Source organism: Gemmatirosa kalamazoonensis, from assembly GCF_000522985.1.
Lineage (GTDB): Bacteria > Gemmatimonadota > Gemmatimonadetes > Gemmatimonadales > Gemmatimonadaceae > Gemmatirosa > Gemmatirosa kalamazoonensis.
On the sequence record NZ_CP007130.1, the window covers coordinates 706,340 to 724,547 of the forward strand.

At 72.0% G+C, this 18,208-nt stretch carries 13 protein-coding genes; 7 read left to right on the top strand and 6 right to left on the bottom strand.

Features of this window, described 5'->3' with window-relative positions; translation table 11 throughout:
- Positions 1-159 precede the first annotated feature (159 nt).
- Positions 160-1,887: a M20/M25/M40 family metallo-hydrolase gene (locus tag J421_RS30620; protein ID WP_025414944.1), complete on the top strand. Its 1,728-nt coding sequence runs from the start codon at positions 160-162 to the stop codon at positions 1,885-1,887.
- A 60-nt stretch (positions 1,888-1,947) separates the two neighbouring features.
- On the opposite strand, the gene J421_RS30625 is transcribed toward J421_RS30620, so the two are convergent.
- A complete protein-coding gene (locus tag J421_RS30625; protein WP_025414945.1) occupies positions 1,948-2,307 on the bottom strand; it encodes a hypothetical protein in 360 nt (119 codons plus the stop codon).
- A 141-nt stretch (positions 2,308-2,448) separates the two neighbouring features.
- Between J421_RS30625 and J421_RS30630 the strand changes: the two genes are divergently transcribed.
- Genes J421_RS30630 through J421_RS30640 form a run of 3 tightly spaced genes read left to right on the top strand, consistent with a single transcriptional unit; the run spans position 2,449 to position 5,224 of the window.
- The gene (locus J421_RS30630) at positions 2,449-2,955 is read left to right on the top strand and encodes a MarR family winged helix-turn-helix transcriptional regulator (RefSeq protein WP_025414946.1); all 507 of its coding nucleotides are present in this window, start codon (positions 2,449-2,451) and stop codon (positions 2,953-2,955) included.
- Positions 2,956-2,961: 6 nt separating this feature from the next.
- Positions 2,962-4,689: an alpha-amylase family protein gene (locus J421_RS30635; protein ID WP_025414947.1), complete on the top strand. Its 1,728-nt coding sequence runs from the start codon at positions 2,962-2,964 to the stop codon at positions 4,687-4,689.
- Entirely contained in the window at positions 4,658-5,224 is a 567-nt protein-coding gene (locus tag J421_RS30640) for an HPP family protein (protein WP_025414948.1), read from the top strand. Before J421_RS30635 ends, J421_RS30640 begins: the two co-directional genes overlap by 32 nt.
- Here the strand turns inward: J421_RS30640 and J421_RS30645 are convergent.
- Positions 5,221-5,616, bottom strand: a complete 396-nt coding sequence (locus J421_RS30645; protein ID WP_025414949.1) for a hypothetical protein — start codon at positions 5,614-5,616, stop codon at positions 5,221-5,223. The genes J421_RS30640 and J421_RS30645 overlap by 4 nt on opposite strands.
- Before the next feature lie 198 nt (positions 5,617-5,814).
- Here J421_RS30645 and J421_RS30650 point away from each other — a divergent pair, with 198 nt between their 5' ends.
- Together J421_RS30650 and J421_RS30655 are read left to right on the top strand one after the other, a co-directional pair.
- Entirely contained in the window at positions 5,815-8,874 is a 3,060-nt protein-coding gene (locus J421_RS30650; protein WP_025414950.1) for a SusC/RagA family TonB-linked outer membrane protein, read from the top strand.
- A gap of 17 nt (positions 8,875-8,891) precedes the next feature.
- Complete coding sequence (locus J421_RS30655; RefSeq protein ID WP_025414951.1) at positions 8,892-10,157, top strand: RagB/SusD family nutrient uptake outer membrane protein; 1,266 nt, start codon at positions 8,892-8,894, stop codon at positions 10,155-10,157.
- Between the two features lie 83 nt (positions 10,158-10,240).
- Here the strand turns inward: J421_RS30655 and J421_RS30660 are convergent, their stop codons facing one another.
- Complete coding sequence (locus J421_RS30660; RefSeq protein ID WP_025414952.1) at positions 10,241-10,735, bottom strand: FKBP-type peptidyl-prolyl cis-trans isomerase; 495 nt, start codon at positions 10,733-10,735, stop codon at positions 10,241-10,243.
- Positions 10,736-10,856: 121 nt separating this feature from the next.
- On the opposite strand from J421_RS30660, the gene J421_RS30665 reads away from it, so the two are divergent.
- Positions 10,857-11,336: a GNAT family N-acetyltransferase gene (locus J421_RS30665; RefSeq protein ID WP_312845255.1), complete on the top strand. Its 480-nt coding sequence runs from the start codon at positions 10,857-10,859 to the stop codon at positions 11,334-11,336.
- A gap of 190 nt (positions 11,337-11,526) precedes the next feature.
- On the opposite strand, the gene J421_RS30670 is transcribed toward J421_RS30665, so the two are convergent.
- From J421_RS30670 to J421_RS30680, 3 genes are all read right to left on the bottom strand, one after another.
- A complete protein-coding gene (locus tag J421_RS30670; protein ID WP_025414954.1) occupies positions 11,527-14,655 on the bottom strand; it encodes an efflux RND transporter permease subunit in 3,129 nt (1,042 codons plus the stop codon).
- A 184-nt stretch (positions 14,656-14,839) separates the two neighbouring features.
- Entirely contained in the window at positions 14,840-16,060 is a 1,221-nt protein-coding gene (locus tag J421_RS30675; RefSeq protein ID WP_025414955.1) for an efflux RND transporter periplasmic adaptor subunit, read from the bottom strand.
- A 3-nt stretch (positions 16,061-16,063) separates the two neighbouring features.
- Positions 16,064-18,145, bottom strand: coding sequence for a TolC family protein (locus tag J421_RS30680; RefSeq protein WP_025414956.1), 2,082 nt, complete (start codon positions 18,143-18,145; stop codon positions 16,064-16,066).
- Positions 18,146-18,208 lie beyond the last annotated feature (63 nt).

The window sequence follows — 18,208 nt, forward strand, 5'->3', positions numbered from 1 at the left end:
ACACATCCTACGGGATCTCGGCGGCGCGGCCATTCCGACGATGGCTGGTGCGATCCCTGACTTTGGACAGGGCCCCGATTCAGCGAATGCCGCGCGGCGGGCGTTCAATGGGGGAGGCCGCCCCGGCGGCCGGCTCGGCTCATCCGATCTCCGACCCTCATGCGACTCCGCCCCCTCGGCGCCCTCGGCGCTCTGCTGCTCGCCGCGCGCGCGCTGCCCGCGCAGACCTTCCCCACCGACGACCCGGTGCTGAAACGCATTTGGGCGCTCGGAACGGACAGCTCCCACACCGAGCAGCTCGCGCACGTGCTGTTCGACTCGATCGGCCCGCGCCTGACCGGGACGCCGCTGCACAAGGCGGCGAACGACTGGCTCGTCTCGACCTACAAGGCGTGGGGCATCGACGCGCGCAACGAGAAGGTCGGCACGTGGCGCGGGTGGCGGCGCGGCTGGTCGCACATCGACCTCGTCGCGCCGCGCGTGCGCACGCTCGAGGGGACGATGCTCGGCTACAGCCCGGGCACGAACGGCAAGCCGCTCGTCGCGTCGACGATCGTGCTGCCGCGCTTCGCCGACAGCACGGCGTTCGTGCGCTGGCTGCCGCAGGCGAAGGGCAAGCTCGTGCTCGTGTCCGCGCCGCAGCCGACCTGCCGGTCGAGCGACGAGATCACGCAGTTCGCCACGCCGGCGACGAAGGCGCGGCTCGACAGCGCGCGCGCCGCGGTGCGCGCCGAGTGGGGCGGGCGCAACGTGCGCGGCACCGGCTACAGCCTCGCCATCGGCACGGGGGAGCTCGGCATGCGCCTCGAGGAGGGCGGCGCCGCCGGCGTGATCACGTCGCGGCCGAAGGACGCGCTCGGGACGATCGAGATCTTCGAGACGTACGACACGAAGGCGCCGGCGATCGCGCTGTCGTGCGAGGACTACGGGCTCGTGTTCCGTCTCACCGAGGCCGGCGACCAGCCGAAGCTTCGCCTCGATCTCGACGCGCAGCTCCTCGGCGAGCAGCCGATCTTCAACACCGTCGCCATGGTGCGCGGGTCGGAGAAGCCCGACGAGTACGTGATGCTCTCGGCGCACTTCGACTCGTGGGACGGCTCCAGCGGCGCGACGGACAACGGCACGGGCACGCTCACGATGCTCGAGGCGATGCGCATCCTGAAGCAGGCCTATCCGCACCCGAAGCGCACGATCCTCGTCGGCCACTGGACGGGCGAGGAGGAGGGCGAGGTCGGCTCGAAGGCGTTCACCGAGGACCACCCCGAGGTGCTCGCCGGATTGCAGGCGCTGTTCAACCAGGACAACGGCACGGGGCGCGTCGTGCGCATGGGCGGCGGCGGCCTGCCTAACGCGGCGGAGCACATCGCCACGTGGCTGGACCGCGTGCCGACGGAGCTGAAGACGCAGGTGAACTTCAGCGGTCCCGGCTTCCCGGCCGGCGGCGGCAGCGACGACTTCTCGTTCGCGTGCTACGGCGCGCCGGCGTTCGGGCTCGGCGCGCTGTCGTGGAACTACAACAGCGTCACCTGGCACACGAACCGCGACACGTACGACAAGGTGATCTTCGACGACCTGAAGTCGAACGCCACGCTGACGGCGATGCTCGTCTATCTCGCGAGCGAGGACCCGACCAAGATCACGCGCGAGCGCGTCGACCTCGCGGCCGAGGCGGCGCGGCTGCAGCAGCAGGCGGCGCAGCGGCCGCCGAACGCGCCGAACGCGCCGAACGCGCCGAACGCGCCGAACGCGCCGAACGCGCCGAACGCGCCGAACGCGCCGAACGCGCCTAACGCGCCGAACGGCGCCGGGCGTGGGTTCCGCGGCGGGCCGCGCACGTGGCCCGTGTGCGCGAAGGCGCCGCGCACGACGGATCCGCGGCTCAAGTAGGGTGGAAACGGGGTCGGAGTCGATCGCTACCGGTCGACTCCGATCCCATCTCCGCGGTCGTCAACGCGTCCGGTGGAGCGGGCGCACCGGACGCTCGTAGAGCGCGCGCACGAGCGTGACGGGCCGCTGGTGATACATCGCGGCCAGCAGGTCCACGCCCGTCCGGAGCGCCGACCCGCGCGGCGCGTAGCGCCACAGATCCCCGCCGCCGGCGGCGACGAGGCTCGCCGTCTCCAGCTCGCTCAGGATCTCGCGCGCGCCGGCGGCGGTGCTCAGGTGCGCGGCGGCCGCGATCTGGTCGATGCTGCACGTGCCCGGCTCCGCGGCCCGCAGCGCGAGCAGCATCTCCACGTGCGCCATCGTGCCGACCGGGCCGTGCACGAGCGCGATCACCTCGGGTGGCAGCTCGGGACTCGTCATCGGCGTCGTCGCCGGTTCATCGGTGTGCTTCCGGGGTACACCCCGCAATGATACACCTCGGGACCGTCGGTCGGGAGCCCATGGCTCAGTTTCCGCATGACGCAGGGTGTACCACGCACCGTCCACGCGTCCCGCGCTCGAATGCCGTCACGTCCCCGATCCACGACCACCGCTCGCCCGCCCGACGACAGCGTCGCCGCCGCGCTCGACCGCTTCCGCCGCATCTTCCGCGCGCTGCGGCTCGCCGCCCGGCAGGTGGAGCAAGAGAGCGCGCTGAGCCCGGCCCAGCTCTTCGTACTCGGCCAGATCGCCGCCGAGCCGGGGCAGTCGATCAGCGAGCTCGCGGGGCGCACGCTCACCGACCGGTCGTCGGCCGCGGGCATGGTCGACCGGCTCGCCGCGCGTGGCCTCGTGCGGCGCGTGCGCAGCACCGAGGACCGGCGGCGCGTGGAGCTCGAGCTCACCTCGGACGGCGAGGCGGTGATGGCGCGCGCCCCCAGCTCGCCGACCGAGCGGCTGCTCGCCGCGCTGGAGCAGCTCGACGCGGCGACGGTCGACCGGCTGGCGGGCGACCTGGGGACGCTCGCGCAGGTCATGGGCGCCGCCGAGGGGCCGGTGACGATGCTGTTCGAGGACGACGAGTCGTGAGGGACGATGCTCGGACCCGGTGACCTCTGGTACAAGTCGGCGGCGATCTACGCGATCAACGTCGACACCTTCCGCGACGCGGACGGCGACGGCGTCGGCGACTTCTCCGGCCTCACCTCGCGCGTGGACTACCTGCACGCGCTCGGCGTGACGTGCGTGTGGCTGCTGCCGTTCTACCCCTCGCCGAACCGCGACAACCGCTACGACGTCGCCGACTACTACGGCGTCGATCCGCGGCTGGGCACCCTCGGCGACTTCGTCGACTTCCTGCGCGTCGCGCGCGAGCGCGGCATCCGGGTGATGATCGACCTGGTCGTGAACCACACGTCGGACCAGCACCCGTGGTTCCAGGCCGCGCGCGCCGACCGCGCCTCGAGGTATCGCGACTACTACGTGTGGGCCGACGAGCCCCCGCCTAACGCGCGCGAGGGGATGGTCTTTCCCGGCGTCGAGGAGTCGACGTGGTCGTACGACGACGTCGCCGGCGCGTGGTACTTCCACCGGTTCTACCGCTTCCAGCCGGACCTCAACCTCGCGAACCCCGCCGTGCGCGAGGAGATCCGCAAGATCATGGGCTTCTGGCTGGAGCTCGGCGTCTCCGGGTTCCGGCTCGACGCGGCGCCGTTCCTCATCGAGCGCAAGGGCGTGAGCGCGGCGGTCGTCGAGGCGCGCCGGCCGCACACGTTCTTCCGCTACATGCGGAGCTTCCTGTCGTGGCGGCGCGGCGACGCGGCGCTGCTGGCCGAGGCGAACGTGCTCCCCGACGAGGTCGAGGACTACGTCGGCAGCGGCGACAAGCTGCAGCTCCTGTTCAACTTCTACGCGAACCAGCACCTCTTCCTCTCGCTCGCCACGGGCCGCGCGGCGCCGCTCGTCGAGGCGTTAGGCGCCCTGCCCGCGCTGCCGCCGAGCGCGCAGTGGGCGAACTTCCTGCGCAACCACGACGAGCTGGACCTCGGCCGTCTCACCGACGACGATCGCGGCGCGTGCTACGACGCGTTCGCGCCGGACGTCGACATGCGGCTCTACGGGCGCGGCGTGCGGCGCCGCCTCGCGCCGATGCTCGGCAACGACCGCGCGCGCCTCGAGCTCGCGCACTCGCTCATGCTCGCGCTCCCCGGCACGCCGGTGCTGCGCTACGGCGACGAGATCGGCATGGGCGACGACCTCTCGCTCCCCGAGCGCGAGGGCGTGCGCACGCCGATGCAGTGGACGCGCGGGCCGAACGGCGGCTTCTCGACGGCGCCGCCGGAGCGCCTCGTCCGCCCGATGGTGACCGGCGAGTACGGCCCCGACGCGGTGAACGTCGCGGATCAGCAGCGCGACCCGGGCTCGCTGCTGAACTGGCTCCAGCGTGCGTTGGGCGTGCGCCACGGCTGCCCGGAGATCGGCTGGGGGAGCGGCCGCGCGATCGCCGTGGACGTGCCGAGCGTCGTGGCGATCCGCTGCGACTGGCGCACGCGACACGCCGCGGTCGTGCCGACGCCGGTGGGCGAGATCGGCGCACCGGACGGGCCGAGCGCGGTGATCACGCTGCACAACCTCGCGCCCGAGCCGTGCACGGTGTGCCTCGCGGCGAGCGACGTCGGCCCGGGCGAGGTGACGGAGCTGCTCACCGACCGCGACTACGGCCGCGCGCCCGACCTGCGCGGCGAGGTGGCCCTCGGACCGTACGGCTACCGCTGGTTCCGGATCGCGACCGGTGACGATCGATCGACCGGACCGGGACGCTGAGTCGCGACCGCGGCCGCCGCGCGACAGCCTGGAGCCCGGGGCGCCGCGCGAGCGTGCGCTGCGCCGCCGGCTGCCGCTCTCCGGGGAGCTGGCGCTCGCCGCGCTGCCGACGGCGACGGTGCTCGTCGTGCTCGCGCTCGTCGAGCGCGTCACGACGCAGCGGCTGCTGTTCGCGTCGCTCGCGTCGAGCGCGTTCCTCATCTACCTCGATCCCGAGCACGGGATGAACAGCGTCCGCGCGCTCACGCTCTCGCAGGCGGTCGCCGCGCTGGTGGGGTGGCTGTGCTTCGCGACGCTGGGGCCCGGCTATGTGGCGGCCGGCGGCGCGATGGTCGTGACGATCACGCTCATGATCGTGCTCGACGTGGTGCACCCGCCGGCGGTGGCGACGGCGATGAGCTTCGCGCTGCGCGCCGGCGACGCGTCGAACCTGGGGCTGTTCACGCTGGCGCTCGGGATCACGGCGGCGCTGGTGCTGCTGCAGCGCGCCGCGGCGTGGGCGCTGACGCGGCTCGGGCCGCGGGCGGATCGTTAGGCGGTCCGCGCCAGCAGGCGCAGCAGCCAGCCGAGCATCGCGACGGGGATCGGGAGCAGCGTGAGGCCGACGGAGAAGACGAACCCGTAGCGGAACAGCGTGGGTCCGATGGGAGCCCAGTCGGGCCCGCCGACGCGGCGCGCGGCGAGGTCGGCGAGCGCGCCTAACGAATAGCACACGTTGGCCGCGAGCGCGTAGGCGGGGACGACGACGACGAGCGCGGCGCGCGGCGGCAGCATGCCGAGGATCGCGAAGACGGCGAGCGTGAGGAGCCCGCACGCCCCGACGGCCGCGTTGTAGCTGAGGCGGCGGCGCTCCCACCACGCGACCACGCGCCACGCCGAGCGCGGGTAGTAGACGGTGTCGAAGAAGTATCGCCTGAGGGCGGACATCGGGCGCCTCCGGTATCCAGGCTATCGGAGAAAGTATACAACAAGTGCTTTGTAACGCAAAGTGCGGTGAACATCGCGTAGGATTGGTCACAAGCTCGCGCGCGCCGGCGTCGCGACGCTGACCTCCGCCTGACAGCGGGGGTCATTGACTGTGCGGCCGACCGGCCGTTCGTCCCCCCAATCCTGCACGGAGGATTCATGCTGGACCGCTCCCTCATCCGGTGGCGCGTGGTGCCACTGGCCGCCCTGCTCTGGGCGGGCACCGCATCCGCACAGGGCGGTGCGGGGCCCGCACGCCCGGCCACCATCACCGGCCTCGTCACCGACTCCGCCTCGGGCACCCCGCTCGCGAACGCCGAGGTCTACGTCGTGAACATCGGCGGCGCGGCGAGCGACACCCGTGGCGCGCGCACCGGCGCCAACGGGCGCTACACCCTCACCGGCGTCGCCGGCGGCCCGCAGACCGTGCGCGTTAGGCTGCTCGGCTACGGCGCCTCCGAGCGCCAGGTCGTCGCGCGCGAGGGCGCGACCGTCACGCTCGACTTCGCGCTCACCGCGCGCTCCGTGCAGCTCGACCAGATCGTCGTCACCGGCACCGGCGGCGCCACGCAGAAGCGCGCGGTGGGCAACGTCATCGAGACCGTGAAGGCCGACGAGGTGCGCGCCGTCGCGTCGCCGCGCAACGTCGAGCAGCTCGTCGGCTCGCGGACGCCCGGCGTCATCGTGCTGCCCGCCACCGGGCAGGTCGGCACCGGCGCGCAGCTCCGCATCCGCCAGGCGACGAGCCTGTCGCTGTCCAACGACCCGCTCATCTACATCGACGGCGTGCGCATGGACGCCTCCGCGGCGCGCGGTCAGGCGCAGCGCGGCGGCGCCGGCGCGAGCCGCCTGAACGACGTCAACCCCGAGGACATCGAGTCGATCGAGATCCTGAAGGGCCCCGCCGCGTCGACGCTCTACGGCACCGAGGCGAGCAACGGCGTCATCCAGATCATCACGAAGCGTGGCCGCAGCGGGAAGGCGAGCTGGGACTTCACCACGCGTCAGGGCCTGAACTGGCTCGAGAACCCGGAAGGCCGCGCCGGCATGCTCTACGGCCGGAACACGGCGACGGGGCAGATCGACAGCGTCAACCTCTACCAGCACGAGACGGCGCTGAACGGGCCGATCTTCCACAACGGCCGCAACGAGGGCTACAACCTCGGCGCGAGCGGCGGCACCGAGGCCGCGCGCTACTTCCTCTCCGGCTCGTACGACAATGATGTCGGCATCGTGTCGTGGAACTGGGACCGCAAGTTCACCGGCCGCGCGAACATCGACGCGCTCGTCGGGCAGAAGATGAACCTGCAGGGCAACGTGTCGTACATCCGCGACCGCATCCGCCTCGCGCAGGTCGGCGGCATCGACGCGGATCCGTTCAGCCAGCTCGTGTGGGGCACGCCGCTCACGCTGAACCGGGTCCAGCGCGGCTTCAACCAGACGCCGCCCGAGGAGTGGCCGACGGTCCAGAACCGCTACAGCACCGATCGCACGACGATGAGCCTCACGGCCACGCACAACCCGTGGTCGTGGTTCAGCCAGCGGCTCGTCACCGGCCTCGACGTCGGCAACGAGGACAACTACCTGCTCTACCCGCGCCAGCCGTTAGGCAACCTGGACCCGCTCGGCAACAACGGGCTCGGAAGCAAGAACGACCAGCGCGCCAACCGCACGATCCTCACGCTCGACTACTCCGCGAACGCGAAGTACAACTGGCGGAACGCGTTCGACTTCACGACGACGGTCGGCCTCCAGCACTACCGCAACGAGGTCAGCACGATCACGGCGACCGGCTCCAACTTCTCGGCGCCGCCGCTCACCACGATCTCCAGCGGCGCGACGACGAGCGCCACCGAGACGTTCACGCCGAACGCCACGGTCGGCGTCTTCGGCCAGCAGTCGATCGGCTGGAAGAACCGCCGCTTCCTCGTGCTCGCGCTGCGCGGCGACGACAACAGCTCGTTCGGCAAGGACTTCAAGGCCGCGTACTACCCGAAGGTCAGCGGCTCGTGGGTCATCAGCGAGGAGCCGTTCTTCAAGGTGCCGGGCGTCGACAACCTGCGGCTCCGCTTCGCGTACGGCGCGGCGGGCGCGCAGCCGAACACGTTCGACGCGTCGCGGCTCTACAACCCGATCACCGGCTACCGCAACCAGCCCGGCCTGCAGCCCGGCTCGTTCGGCAACCCGGAGCTCCGCCCCGAGAAGAGCTCGGAGCTCGAGAGCGGCTTCGAGACGACGCTGCTCGGCAACCGGCTCGACCTGTCGTACACGTACTACACGCGCCACGTGAAGGACGAGATCGTGCAGGCGCCGCTCCCGCCGTCGGCCGGGTTCCCGGGGAACCAGGTGCTCAACCTCGGCCGCGTGAACGGGTGGGGGCACGAGCTCGGCGCGAACGTGCGCCTGCTCCAGGGCTCGCGCTTCGCGTGGGAGGTCGGCACGCAGCTCTCCAAGAACGGCAACCGCATCATCGACATGGGCGGCGTGCAGTCGCTCACCGTCGGCGGCGGTGGGCAGGCGCAGAACCGCGTCGGGTTCTCGCTCGCCGACATGTTCCTGTACAAGGTCGTCTCGGCGACGCTCGACCCGTCGGTCCCGGCGGGCTTCCGCGACGCGATGTGCGACGGCGGCACCGGCCGCTCGGGGCTCGAGATGGGCGGCGCGCCGGTGCCGTGCTCGCAGGCGCCGCGCGTGCTGTGGGGGCACACGCAGCCCACGTGGCAAGTCGGCGTGACCAACACCGTGACGCTCTGGCGCAACCTGCGCCTCTACGCGCGCGTCGACGGCAACGGCGGCCACATTCAGAGCAACACCGAGATCCGCGCGCTGCACAACCAGGGCTCGACGCTCCCCGTGATCAAGCGCGACGATCCGATCTTCCTCGTCTACCGCTCGATCGAGAACGACGCGGTGGGCACGTACGAGGCGGGCTTCATGCGGCTCCGCGAGGTCTCGGCGTCGTACACGGTGCCTAACAAGTTCGCGCACCGCGTCGGCGCGTCGGCCGCGAACCTGAGCCTGGCCGGGCGCAACCTGATGATGCTGTGGACCGCGCAGGACGGCTGGAGCACGTCGCGGGACGGTCTCGTGCACGTCCCCCTCGGCAACCAGCACGTTTGGGACCCCGAGATCCGCGCCGTCGGCGACCTCTCGAACGGCTTCCAGACGATCCTGCCGCCGACCGCGAGCTTCGTGGCGACGGTCCGGCTCACCTACTGACCGACGGAGACGTATAGATGCGATACAAGTTTTCCACGCTCGTCGTGGCGCTCGCCGCGGTGAACGCGGCCGCGTGCGACAAGCTGCTCTCGGTGGACAACCCGGGACGTGTCCCGGCCGAGACGCTCGCCGATCCGGCGCTCATGCCCGCGCTCGAGGCGGGCGCGCTGCAGCAGTTCCAGTGCGGCTGGGAGCAGTACGTCGTGACGGCGGGCACGCTCTCCGGCGAGTACTGGGTGTCGAACGGCTTCATCGACAGCCACCCGTGGGAGTGGCGCGGCATCGCGGAGATCAAGGCGAACCCCGGCGGCTGCGCGACGACGCGCGGGCAGACGTTCATGGGCTTCTACACGCCGCTGCAGCAGGCGCGCTTCCAGCTCGAGGACCTCGGCAAGCGGGCCGCCGCGTTCACCGACGCGCAGCTCCCGAACCGCACGCGCATCCAGGCGGAGGCGGCGGCGTACGCGGGCTACACGTACGTGCTGCTCGGCGAGGGCATGTGCGACATGACGATCGACAACGGCCCGAAGATCTCGAGAGCCGACGTGTTCAAGCTCGCCGAGCAGCGCTTCACCGAAGCGTTAGGCTTCGCCGGCACGTCGACCGACACGGCGCTCGTGAATCTCCGCAACATGGCGTACGTCGGCCGCGCGCGTGAGCGGCTCGACGCCGGGAACCTGGCCGGCGCGGCGGCCGACGCGGCGCTCGTGCCGGCGGGCTACGTGCGCGTGGCCGAGTACACCGAGGGCGGCGCCGTGTCGCGCGAGAACCGTCTGTACAACATGACGATCCGCAACGACTTCCTCTCCGTCGCCCCGGCCTACCGCGGCCTCACGCTGGAGAACGGCCAGCCCGACCCGCGCGTGCGCGTGGTGCAGCCGACGCCGCCCCGCGCCGGCAACGACAACGTGACGCCGATGTGGCAGCAGCAGAAGTTCATCGCGCAGGCGGGCGGCACGCCGCTGCCGATCGCCTCGTACGCCGAGGCGCAGCTCATCCTCGCCGAGGCGACGGGCGGGCAGGCGGGGCTCGCGGCGATCAACCGCGTGCGCGCGCTGTCGAACATCCCGGCGATCACGACGCTGCCGGCGGACTTCCAGTCGCTCATCATCGAGGAGCGCCGCCGCCAGCTCTTCAGCGAGGGGCAGCGCTACGGCGACATGCTCCGCTTCAACATCCCGTTCCAGTCGGGCACGAACCGCAAGGGGCAGACGTACAGCACCCTCACGTGCGTGCCGCTGCCGGACGTGGAGACGCGGAACAACCCCAACCTGGGCAGCTGACGGACGAGGGCAGGAGGGCAGGAGGGCAGGAGGGCTTCGGACTCTCATGCCCTCCTGCCCTCCTGCCCTCCTGCCCTCGCCCGTCAGCTCGCCGAGACGACTTCGACGAGGAAGATGAGTGTCGCGTTCGGTGGGATCGAGCCGGAGCCGGACGCGCCATAGCCGAGCGAGGCGGGGACCAGCAGCAGACGTCGCTCGCCGATCTTCATGCCCGCCACGCCCTGGTCGAATCCGGGGATGACGCGGCCGGCGCCGAGCACGAACGAGAAGCTGCCGGCGTCGAACTGGGCGCCGTTCACGAGGAAGCCGGCGTAGTTGACGGCGACGTTCTGGCCCGTGGCGACGGTCGCCGGGCTGCCGGCGGGCGCGATCACCGTGCGGTAGTAGAGGCCGGTCGGCGTCTTGGTCCACCCCGAGTCGCTCAGCTTGATGCCGAGCGCCGGCGCGAACGTCGTGGTCTCGACGACGCCGGTGTCGTTCAGCGCCAGCGGGGCGGTGGTGTCGGAGCTGCTGCTGCAGCCCGCGAGCGGCAGGGCCAGCGTGACGGCGAGGAGCGGGGCGAGCAGTCGGGAGCGCATCGGCGAGTCGGGTATGAGGTAGCGAGGGCCAGCCCGTCTCACGCGCGATCCGTGCCGCCTCTCGGTGTAAGCTGTGGAAGAGCTGCGCAGGTCCTTCGGGTCCGCCTAACGCCACTCGCAGATGATCATCCGTCCCTGTCGCGACGACGACATCGTGGAGATCCTGGCCATCGTGAACGCCGCCGCGGAGGCGTACCGCGGCGCGATCCCGCCCGACCGGTGGCACGAGCCGTACATGTCCGACGCGGAGCTCCGCCGGGAGCTCGCCGCCGGCGTCGCGTTCTGGGGCTACGAGTCCGACGGGGAGCTGCTCGGCGTCATGGGCATCCAGCGCGTGCAGGACGTCGATCTGATCCGCCACGCCTACGTGCGCCCCGACCGGCAGCGGCTCGGCGTGGGCGCGGCGCTCCTCGACCACCTGCGCGCCCTGAGCGACCGCCCGCTGCTCGTCGGCACGTGGGCCGCGGCGACGTGGGCGATCGACTTCTACCGTCGCCACGGCTTCACGCTCGTGCCGCCCGAGCGCGCCGCGGCGCTGCTCCGCCGCTACTGGTCGATCCCCGAGCGGCAGATCGAGACGTCGGTGGTCCTCGAACGTTGAACCGCAGAGGACGCAGAGGGCCGCAGCGGAGTGTCCTCTTTGATCGAACCACAGGTTCGAGGTGCTGGGCGAGAACGACTGGGGATCCGACGGCGATGAAGAGGATCTCGAGATCTTTTCAATCGCACTTGGATCCCCAGAGTACTCCCCTGGCACCTCGCCCCATCGGTGTCCTCTGCGGTTCAATTCATCAGTCGCCGCCCACCGCCACCGCCTCGCCCACCGGCGCCCGCCGACGCGCGAGCCGCCGCTGCAGCGCGTCGAAGTACGTGTAGATCACCGGTGTGAGGTAGAGCGTCACGAGCTGCGAGAACGCGAGCCCGCCGACGACCACGATGCCTAACGGGCGACGCGACGCCGCGCCGGCGCCGAGGCCGAGCGCGATCGGCAGCGTGCCGACGATCGCCGCCATCGTCGTCATCATGATCGGCCGGTAGCGCACCAGGCACGCCTCCACCACCGACTCCTCGGCGGACAGGTGCCGCGCGCGCTCCGCCTCCACCGCGAAGTCCACCATCATGATCGCGTTCTTCTTCACGATGCCGACGAGCAGGACGAGGCCGATGAACGCGTACAGCGTCAGCTCCTGTCCGGTGAGCAGCAGCGCGCCGAGCGCGCCGAACACCGCGAACGGCAGCCCGGAGAGGATCGTCACCGGGTGGATGAAGCTCTCGTACAGGATGCTGAGGATGCCGTAGATGACGAGCACCGCGAGCAGCAGCAGCACGCCGAGCCCCGCCTGGCTGTCCTGGAACGCCTGCGCCGTGCCCGAGAACTGCGTCGCGATCGTCGCCGGCAGCACCGCGCGCGCCTCGCGCTCCACCTCCTGCGTCGCGGCGCCTAACGACACGCCCTCGCGCAGGTTGAACGACAGCGTCACCGACGGCACCTGGCCGGAGTGGTTCACCGACAGCGGCCCGACCGTCGTGTTCGCGGTCGTCACCGAGGCGAGCGGCACCGCCGCGCCGGTCGTGCTCTTCACGTAGAGCAGGCCGAGCGCGCCCGGGTCGCGCTGCGCGGCGGGGTCGAGCTCGAGCACCACCCAGTACTGGTTCGTCGACGTGTAGATCGTGGAGACCTGCCGCGCGCCGTACGCGTCGTACAGCGTCTGCTCGATCGCCTGCGGCGAGACGTGCAGCGCGGCCGCGCGGTCGCGGTCGATGGTGAGCGCGGCGGTGGGGTTCGCGAGCTGCAGGTCGCTCGTCACGTCGGCGAGCGACGGCGACGCGCGCAGCCGCCCCTCGAGCTGCTCGGCCCCGGCGTACAGCGCCTTCAGATCCGTACCCTGCAGCGTGAACTGGTAGAGCGCCTTCGCCTGCCGCCCGCCGATGCGGATCGTCGGCGGGTTCTGCACGAACACCTGCACGCCGGGGACGCGGTTCAGCTTCGCGGTGAGCTCGCGCGCCACACCGTCGGCGTCGAGCGCGCGCTCGTTCGCGTCCTTCAGGCGGATGCTGAGGCGCCCCTGGTTCACCGACGACAGCCCGCCGACGGTGCTCATGAACGCCTCGACGTTCGGGTCCTTCTGCAGCAGCGCCGCGGCCTCGCCCTGATGGCGCACCATGTCGTCGTAGCTCGTGCCCTGCGCCGCCTCCACCGTCGCGCTCAGGAAGCCGGTGTCGTCGCTCGGCAGGAAGCCCGTCGGCACCATCCTGAACAGGAAGTACGTCCCGACGAGCGTGATGCCCGACACGCCGAGCACGTACACGCGGTGGCGCATCGCCCAGTGCAGCGTGCGCGCGTAGCCGTCGTGCGACGCGTCGTAGATCCGCTCGAACAGGTCGAGCGGCGCGCGGAGCCACCGCGGCGCGCCCTCGTGCCCGTGGGCGCCGATCATCCGCGACGCGAGCATCGGCGTGAGCGTGAGCGACACCACGCCGGAGATGAGGATGCTCACCGCGATCGTCACCGCGAACTCCCGGAACAGACGCCCGATGATGCCGCCCATGAACAGCAGCGGCAGGAACACCGCGGTGAGCGACAGCGTCATCGACAGCACCGTGAACCCGACCTCACGCGAGCCGTCGAGCGCCGCCTCCATCGCCGGCTTTCCCATCTCGCGGTGGCGCATGATGTTCTCGAGCACCACGATCGCGTCGTCGACGAGCAGTCCCACGGCGAGCGTGAGCGCCATGAGCGACAGGTTGTCGAGCGAGTAGTCGAGCGCCTTCATCACCGCGAACGTGCCGGCCACCGAGAGCGGCAGGGCCAGCGACGGGATGGCCGTGGCGCGCGGCGAGCGCAGGAACACGAACACGACGAGCACCACCAGCACGAGCGTGAGGAGCAGCGTGAACTCCACCTCGTGCACGTTCTCCTTGATGGTGCGCGAGCGGTCGAAGATGACGTCGATCTTCACGCCGCCCGGCAGGTTGCCGGTGAGCTGCGCCATGAGCGCCTTCACCCCGTCCGCCACCTCCACCGTGTTCGTCCCCGGCTGGCGCTGGATGGCGAGCGCGATGGCGCGGTGCGGCTCGCTCCCCGCCGCGGGCCCGCCGAACCACGCCGCGGTCTTGTCGTTCTGCACGCCCTCGTACACGCGGCCGATGTCGCCCACGCGCACCGGCGCGCCGTTGCGGTAGGTGACGACGATGTTCGCGAACTGGTCGGCGGTGGAGAGCTGCCCGTTCGCCTGCACGGTGACCGCGCGCCGGTCGCCCCACAGCGTGCCGGAGGGGAGGTTCGGGTTCCCCTGCGAGATCGCCGTCGCGACGTCGGAGGTGCCGAGCTGCAGCCGTGCCATGCGCTGCGGGTCCATCTGCACGCGGATGGCGCGCTTCTGCGTGCCGAACACCTGCACCTGCGCCACGCCGTTCACCGTCGACAGCCGCTGCGCGAGCTGCGTCTGCGCGATCTCGTCGAGCTGCGACAGCGGGATGGTGGAGCTGGACAGCGCGACGAACAGGATCGGGCTGTTCGCCGGGTTCACCTTCTGGTAGCTCGGCGGCGTGATGTCCTGCGGCAGCTGCCGGAGCGTCGCGCTGATGGCCGCCTGCACGTCCTGCGCGGCCGCGTCCACGTTGCGCTCGAGCGAGAACTGCAGCGTGATCTGCGTCGAGCCGAGCGTGCTGCTCGACGTCATGTTGTCGATGCCGGCGATCGTCGAGAACTGCTTCTCGAGCGGCGTGGCGACCGACGCGGCCATCGTCTCCGGGCTCGCGCCGGGGAGCGACGCGCTCACCGTGATCGTCGGGAAGTCGACGTTCGGCAGGTCGCTCACGGCGAGCGAGCGGAACGCGAACAGGCCGGACAGGAACAGGCCGAGCATCAGCACGGTCGTCATGACCGGGCGTCGGATGAACTGCGCGAGGGCGTTCATGACAGGAGTACCGGAAGCGACGGACGAAACGAGGCGCGGCCGGGCTGCCCGGCTTCGCGGACAGGATGAGCAGGACGGACAGGATGAAAACCAACAACAAGAGCACTGCTGTCGTTGTTGGTTCTCATCCTGTCCGTCCTGCTCATCCTGTCGAAACGAACAGCCACGGTGATCCTGTCCGCTCTCATCGCGTCTCCCCCGCGCTGGTCGACACCTCGAGCGCGGCGCTCGTGTCGCCGCGCACGTTCGGCGAGGCCGCCGACGGATCGGGGACGTGCACCGCGACGGTGCGGCTGATCGTCATCGTCGCGCCGGCGAACAGGCGCGACTGGCCGTCGATCACGACGCGGTCGCCGGGCGCGACCCCCTTCGACACGACCGCGACGTCGCCGACGGTGCGCTCGACGACGACCGCCACCTGCTTCGCCTTGCCCGCCGCGTCGGGCGTGAAGACGTAGGATCCGTTAGGCCCCTGCTGCACCGCCACCGACGGCACGAGCACCGCGTTCGCGAGCTGGCCGAGCGTGAGGGACACCGGAACGAAGGAGCCGGGCCACAGCCGGCGGTCGGCGTTCGCGAAGCGCGCCTTCAGCATCACCGTGCCCGACACCGAGTCCACCGCGTTGTCGACGAAGTCCACGACGCCGTGCTCGGTGACGCCGGCCGTCCCCGGCGCGCTGACGGACGTCGCCACGCCCACCGCGACGTCGAGCCCACCGGTGCGCTGTGCGGCGCGCACCGCGGGAAGCTGCCGGTCGGGCACCGGGAAGCGCACGTGCACCGGCGTCACCGCGTTGATGACGACGAGCGGCGGGCCGCCGTTCGCGGCGACCTGGTTCCCGACGCGCACGTTCAGGTTCCCCGTCTGCCCTGCGATCGGCGCGCGCACGGTGGCGAAGCTCAGGTTGAGCTCCGCCTGCCTGACGGCCGCCTCGTCGGCCGCGACGGTCGCGGCGAGCGCCTCGGCGCTCGCGCGCTGCTGCTCGGCCTGCGACTGCGTGACGTAGCCCTTGCTCACGAGCGAGGCGTAGCGCTCGGCGTCGGAGCGCGCGGCGGCGGCGGTCGCGCGGTCGCGCGCGAGCACGGCGCGCGTCTGATCGAGCGCGACCTGGTACGGCCGCGGGTCGATCTCGAACAGCACCTGCCCCTCGCGCACCGGATCGCCCTCGGCGAACCGCACCGCGACGACGGGGCCGCTCACGCGCGCCTGCAGCGCGACGGTCTGCAGCGGCTCCACCGTGCCGTTCGTCGCGAGCGTCACGGGCACCGTGCCGGTGGCGGCGACGGCGACGACGACGGGGATCTTCTGTGGGCCGTGCGCCTGCCTGTCGTCGCGGTGGCAGGCGGCGAGGGTGCCTAACGAGAGCGCGGCGAGCGCGTGGCGGGACACGATGTATGAGCGCATGCGTCAGCGAGACGAGGACGGAATGATCGTGGGCGCCGCGGCGCCCGGACGCGTGGTGGGCGGCACGGCCGGCGCGGCGACGGCGGGTAGCTCGCCCGCGGCGCCGAGGATCCCGGCGTCGCGCGACAGCTCGGCGAGCGCGGACGCCCACCCCCAGCGCGACTGCGCGGCCTGCGCGCGCGCCGTGGCGAGCGCGCCCTGCGCGGTGACGAGGTCGACGACGCTGCCGACGCCCTCGGTGTAGCGACCGCGCGCGACCTCCTCCGAGCTCACCGCGCTCGCGAGCAGTGCGGCGCTCGTCGCCACCTGGTCGCCGGCGAGGCGCAGCGCGTCGGCCGACGCGACGACCTGATTCACGACGCCGGTGCGCACGGCCTCGGCGCGCAGTTGCGCCGCCTCCTGCTCGGCGCGCGCGGCGTCGAGATCGGCGTGACGCGCACCGCCGTCGAACAGCGGGAGCGCGAGGCCGAGCTGCACGTTGTAGCTCTGCCCCGCGAGGTTCGCCTGGTTCGCGACCACGTGGCCGGCCGACGCGCCCACCTGCACGCTCGGCAGCAGCGCACTGCGCGCGACGCGCACCCGCTCGCCGGCGACGGCGGCGTTCGCGCCGGCGGCGCTGACGTCGGGGCGCTCGCGCAGCGCGTGCGCGACGAGCGAGTCCACGTTCGCGGTGAGCGCGGCCGTCGCGGCGCGCGTCGCGTCGGCGTCGGGCGCCGGCTCGATGGCGACGGCGAACGGCGTGTCGGCGCGGGCGCCCATCGCGGTGGCGAGCGTCGCGCGCGCGGCGGCGAGCCCGGTGCGCGCGCTCACCGCGGCGACGCGCGCCTGGGCGAGCGCGGTCGCCGTCTGCAGCGTGTCGGCGACCGTGGCGAGTCCCGCGTGGTAGCGTCCGACGGCGGCGTCCCGGCTCGCCGTCGCAGTGCGCACGTTCGCCTCCTGCGCGTCGGATAGCGCGCGCGCCGCCTGGTAGCCGAAGTACGCCTGCTCCGCCTGGAGGAGCGTCTGCTGCACGGTGGCGTCGCGCGTGAGCGAGAGCACGCTCGCCGTCTCGCGCGCCGCGCCGACCGTGCCGGCGCGGCCGCCGACGTCGAACAGCAGATACGACAGGTTGACCGACGGCCCGAACGTGACGCGCTGCGCGCCGCCTAACGACGGGGCGCCGCCGCCCGCGCCGCCGCCGCTCGACGCGCTCTGTGCCGCGACGAACGAGGGCGCGAACGTCAACGTGGGGAGCCAGCTCCCGCGTGCCGCGGCGTACTGCTCCGCGGCCACGCGCGCTTCGGCCGCCGCGGCTCGCGCCGTCGGATTCGCGCGCAGCGCGGCGTCGACGACGTCGGCGAGCGTGAGCGGCCGGGTGGACGCGGGCGTCGTCGGCTGCGCGTCGAGCAGCACGGCGTGCGCGACGAGGCTCAGCGCCGCGAGCGCGAGCGCGCGCCGCGGCACGGTGCGCTTCCGCGACGTGGGACGCGGTGCCGCACGCGGCGCCATGCCGTCGAACAGCAGCGACACGAGGATCTCGGCCAGCGCCTCCAGCGTCACGGTGCCGTCGGCGATGAGGTCCGCGTAGTCGCCGCGGAACACGCGCACGATGTGGCGGACGAGCAGCGCGGTGGGGACGTCGGTGCGGCAGTCGCCCTCCGCCTTGCACGTGTCGATCATGCGGCCGTAGCGCGCCCACACGCGCTCGCGGCGCTTGCGCAGCGCGGGCGCGTCGCGGAGCGCGCCGGGGAGCTGCGCGCGCGTGCCCCACAGCGCGTTGTGCACGCCGATCGCGTCGCGCAGATGGCGCTCGAGGCGCGCGCGGGCGCGCTCCCCGGCGGCGATGTCGGCCTCCGCGGCGGCGAGGCGCTCCTCGGCGCGCGACAGGTTGCGCACGAGGACGGCCTGCGCGATGGCGTCCTTCGACGGGAAGTGCTGGTAGAGCGTCGGCTTGGAGACGCCGACGTGCGCGGCGATGTCGTCGACGCTCGTGGCGGCGTAGCCGTGCTCCGCCATGAGCGCGGCGGCGGCGTCGAGGATCGCGGTCTCGCGGAGGCCGCGCTGTCGCTCGTGCCAGGACGCGCCGGGGGTGTGCGTTTCGGTCATGCCGGGTGGACCAGTTGGTCAAGGAACTTTACTGGCTAGTAAAGTCGCTTGACGAGAAGGTTC

What these genes read in the sequence shown, in the direction of transcription:
- J421_RS30655 (WP_025414951.1), top strand. Translation starts at nt 8,892, where the DNA reads ATGCGATACAAGTTTTCCACGCTCGTCGTGGCGCTCGCCGCGGTGAAC.
- J421_RS30630 (WP_025414946.1), top strand. Translation starts at nt 2,449, where the DNA reads ATGCCGTCACGTCCCCGATCCACGACCACCGCTCGCCCGCCCGACGAC.
- J421_RS30645 (WP_025414949.1), bottom strand. Translation starts at nt 5,616, where the DNA reads ATGTCCGCCCTCAGGCGATACTTCTTCGACACCGTCTACTACCCGCGC.
- J421_RS30680 (WP_025414956.1), bottom strand. Translation starts at nt 18,145, where the DNA reads ATGACCGAAACGCACACCCCCGGCGCGTCCTGGCACGAGCGACAGCGC.
- J421_RS30670 (WP_025414954.1), bottom strand. Translation starts at nt 14,655, where the DNA reads ATGAACGCCCTCGCGCAGTTCATCCGACGCCCGGTCATGACGACCGTG.
- J421_RS30665 (WP_312845255.1), top strand. Translation starts at nt 10,857, where the DNA reads ATGATCATCCGTCCCTGTCGCGACGACGACATCGTGGAGATCCTGGCC.
- J421_RS30650 (WP_025414950.1), top strand. Translation starts at nt 5,815, where the DNA reads ATGCTGGACCGCTCCCTCATCCGGTGGCGCGTGGTGCCACTGGCCGCC.
- J421_RS30635 (WP_025414947.1), top strand. Translation starts at nt 2,962, where the DNA reads ATGCTCGGACCCGGTGACCTCTGGTACAAGTCGGCGGCGATCTACGCG.
- J421_RS30625 (WP_025414945.1), bottom strand. Translation starts at nt 2,307, where the DNA reads ATGACGAGTCCCGAGCTGCCACCCGAGGTGATCGCGCTCGTGCACGGC.
- J421_RS30660 (WP_025414952.1), bottom strand. Translation starts at nt 10,735, where the DNA reads ATGCGCTCCCGACTGCTCGCCCCGCTCCTCGCCGTCACGCTGGCCCTG.
- J421_RS30620 (WP_025414944.1), top strand. Translation starts at nt 160, where the DNA reads ATGCGACTCCGCCCCCTCGGCGCCCTCGGCGCTCTGCTGCTCGCCGCG.
- J421_RS30675 (WP_025414955.1), bottom strand. Translation starts at nt 16,060, where the DNA reads ATGCGCTCATACATCGTGTCCCGCCACGCGCTCGCCGCGCTCTCGTTA.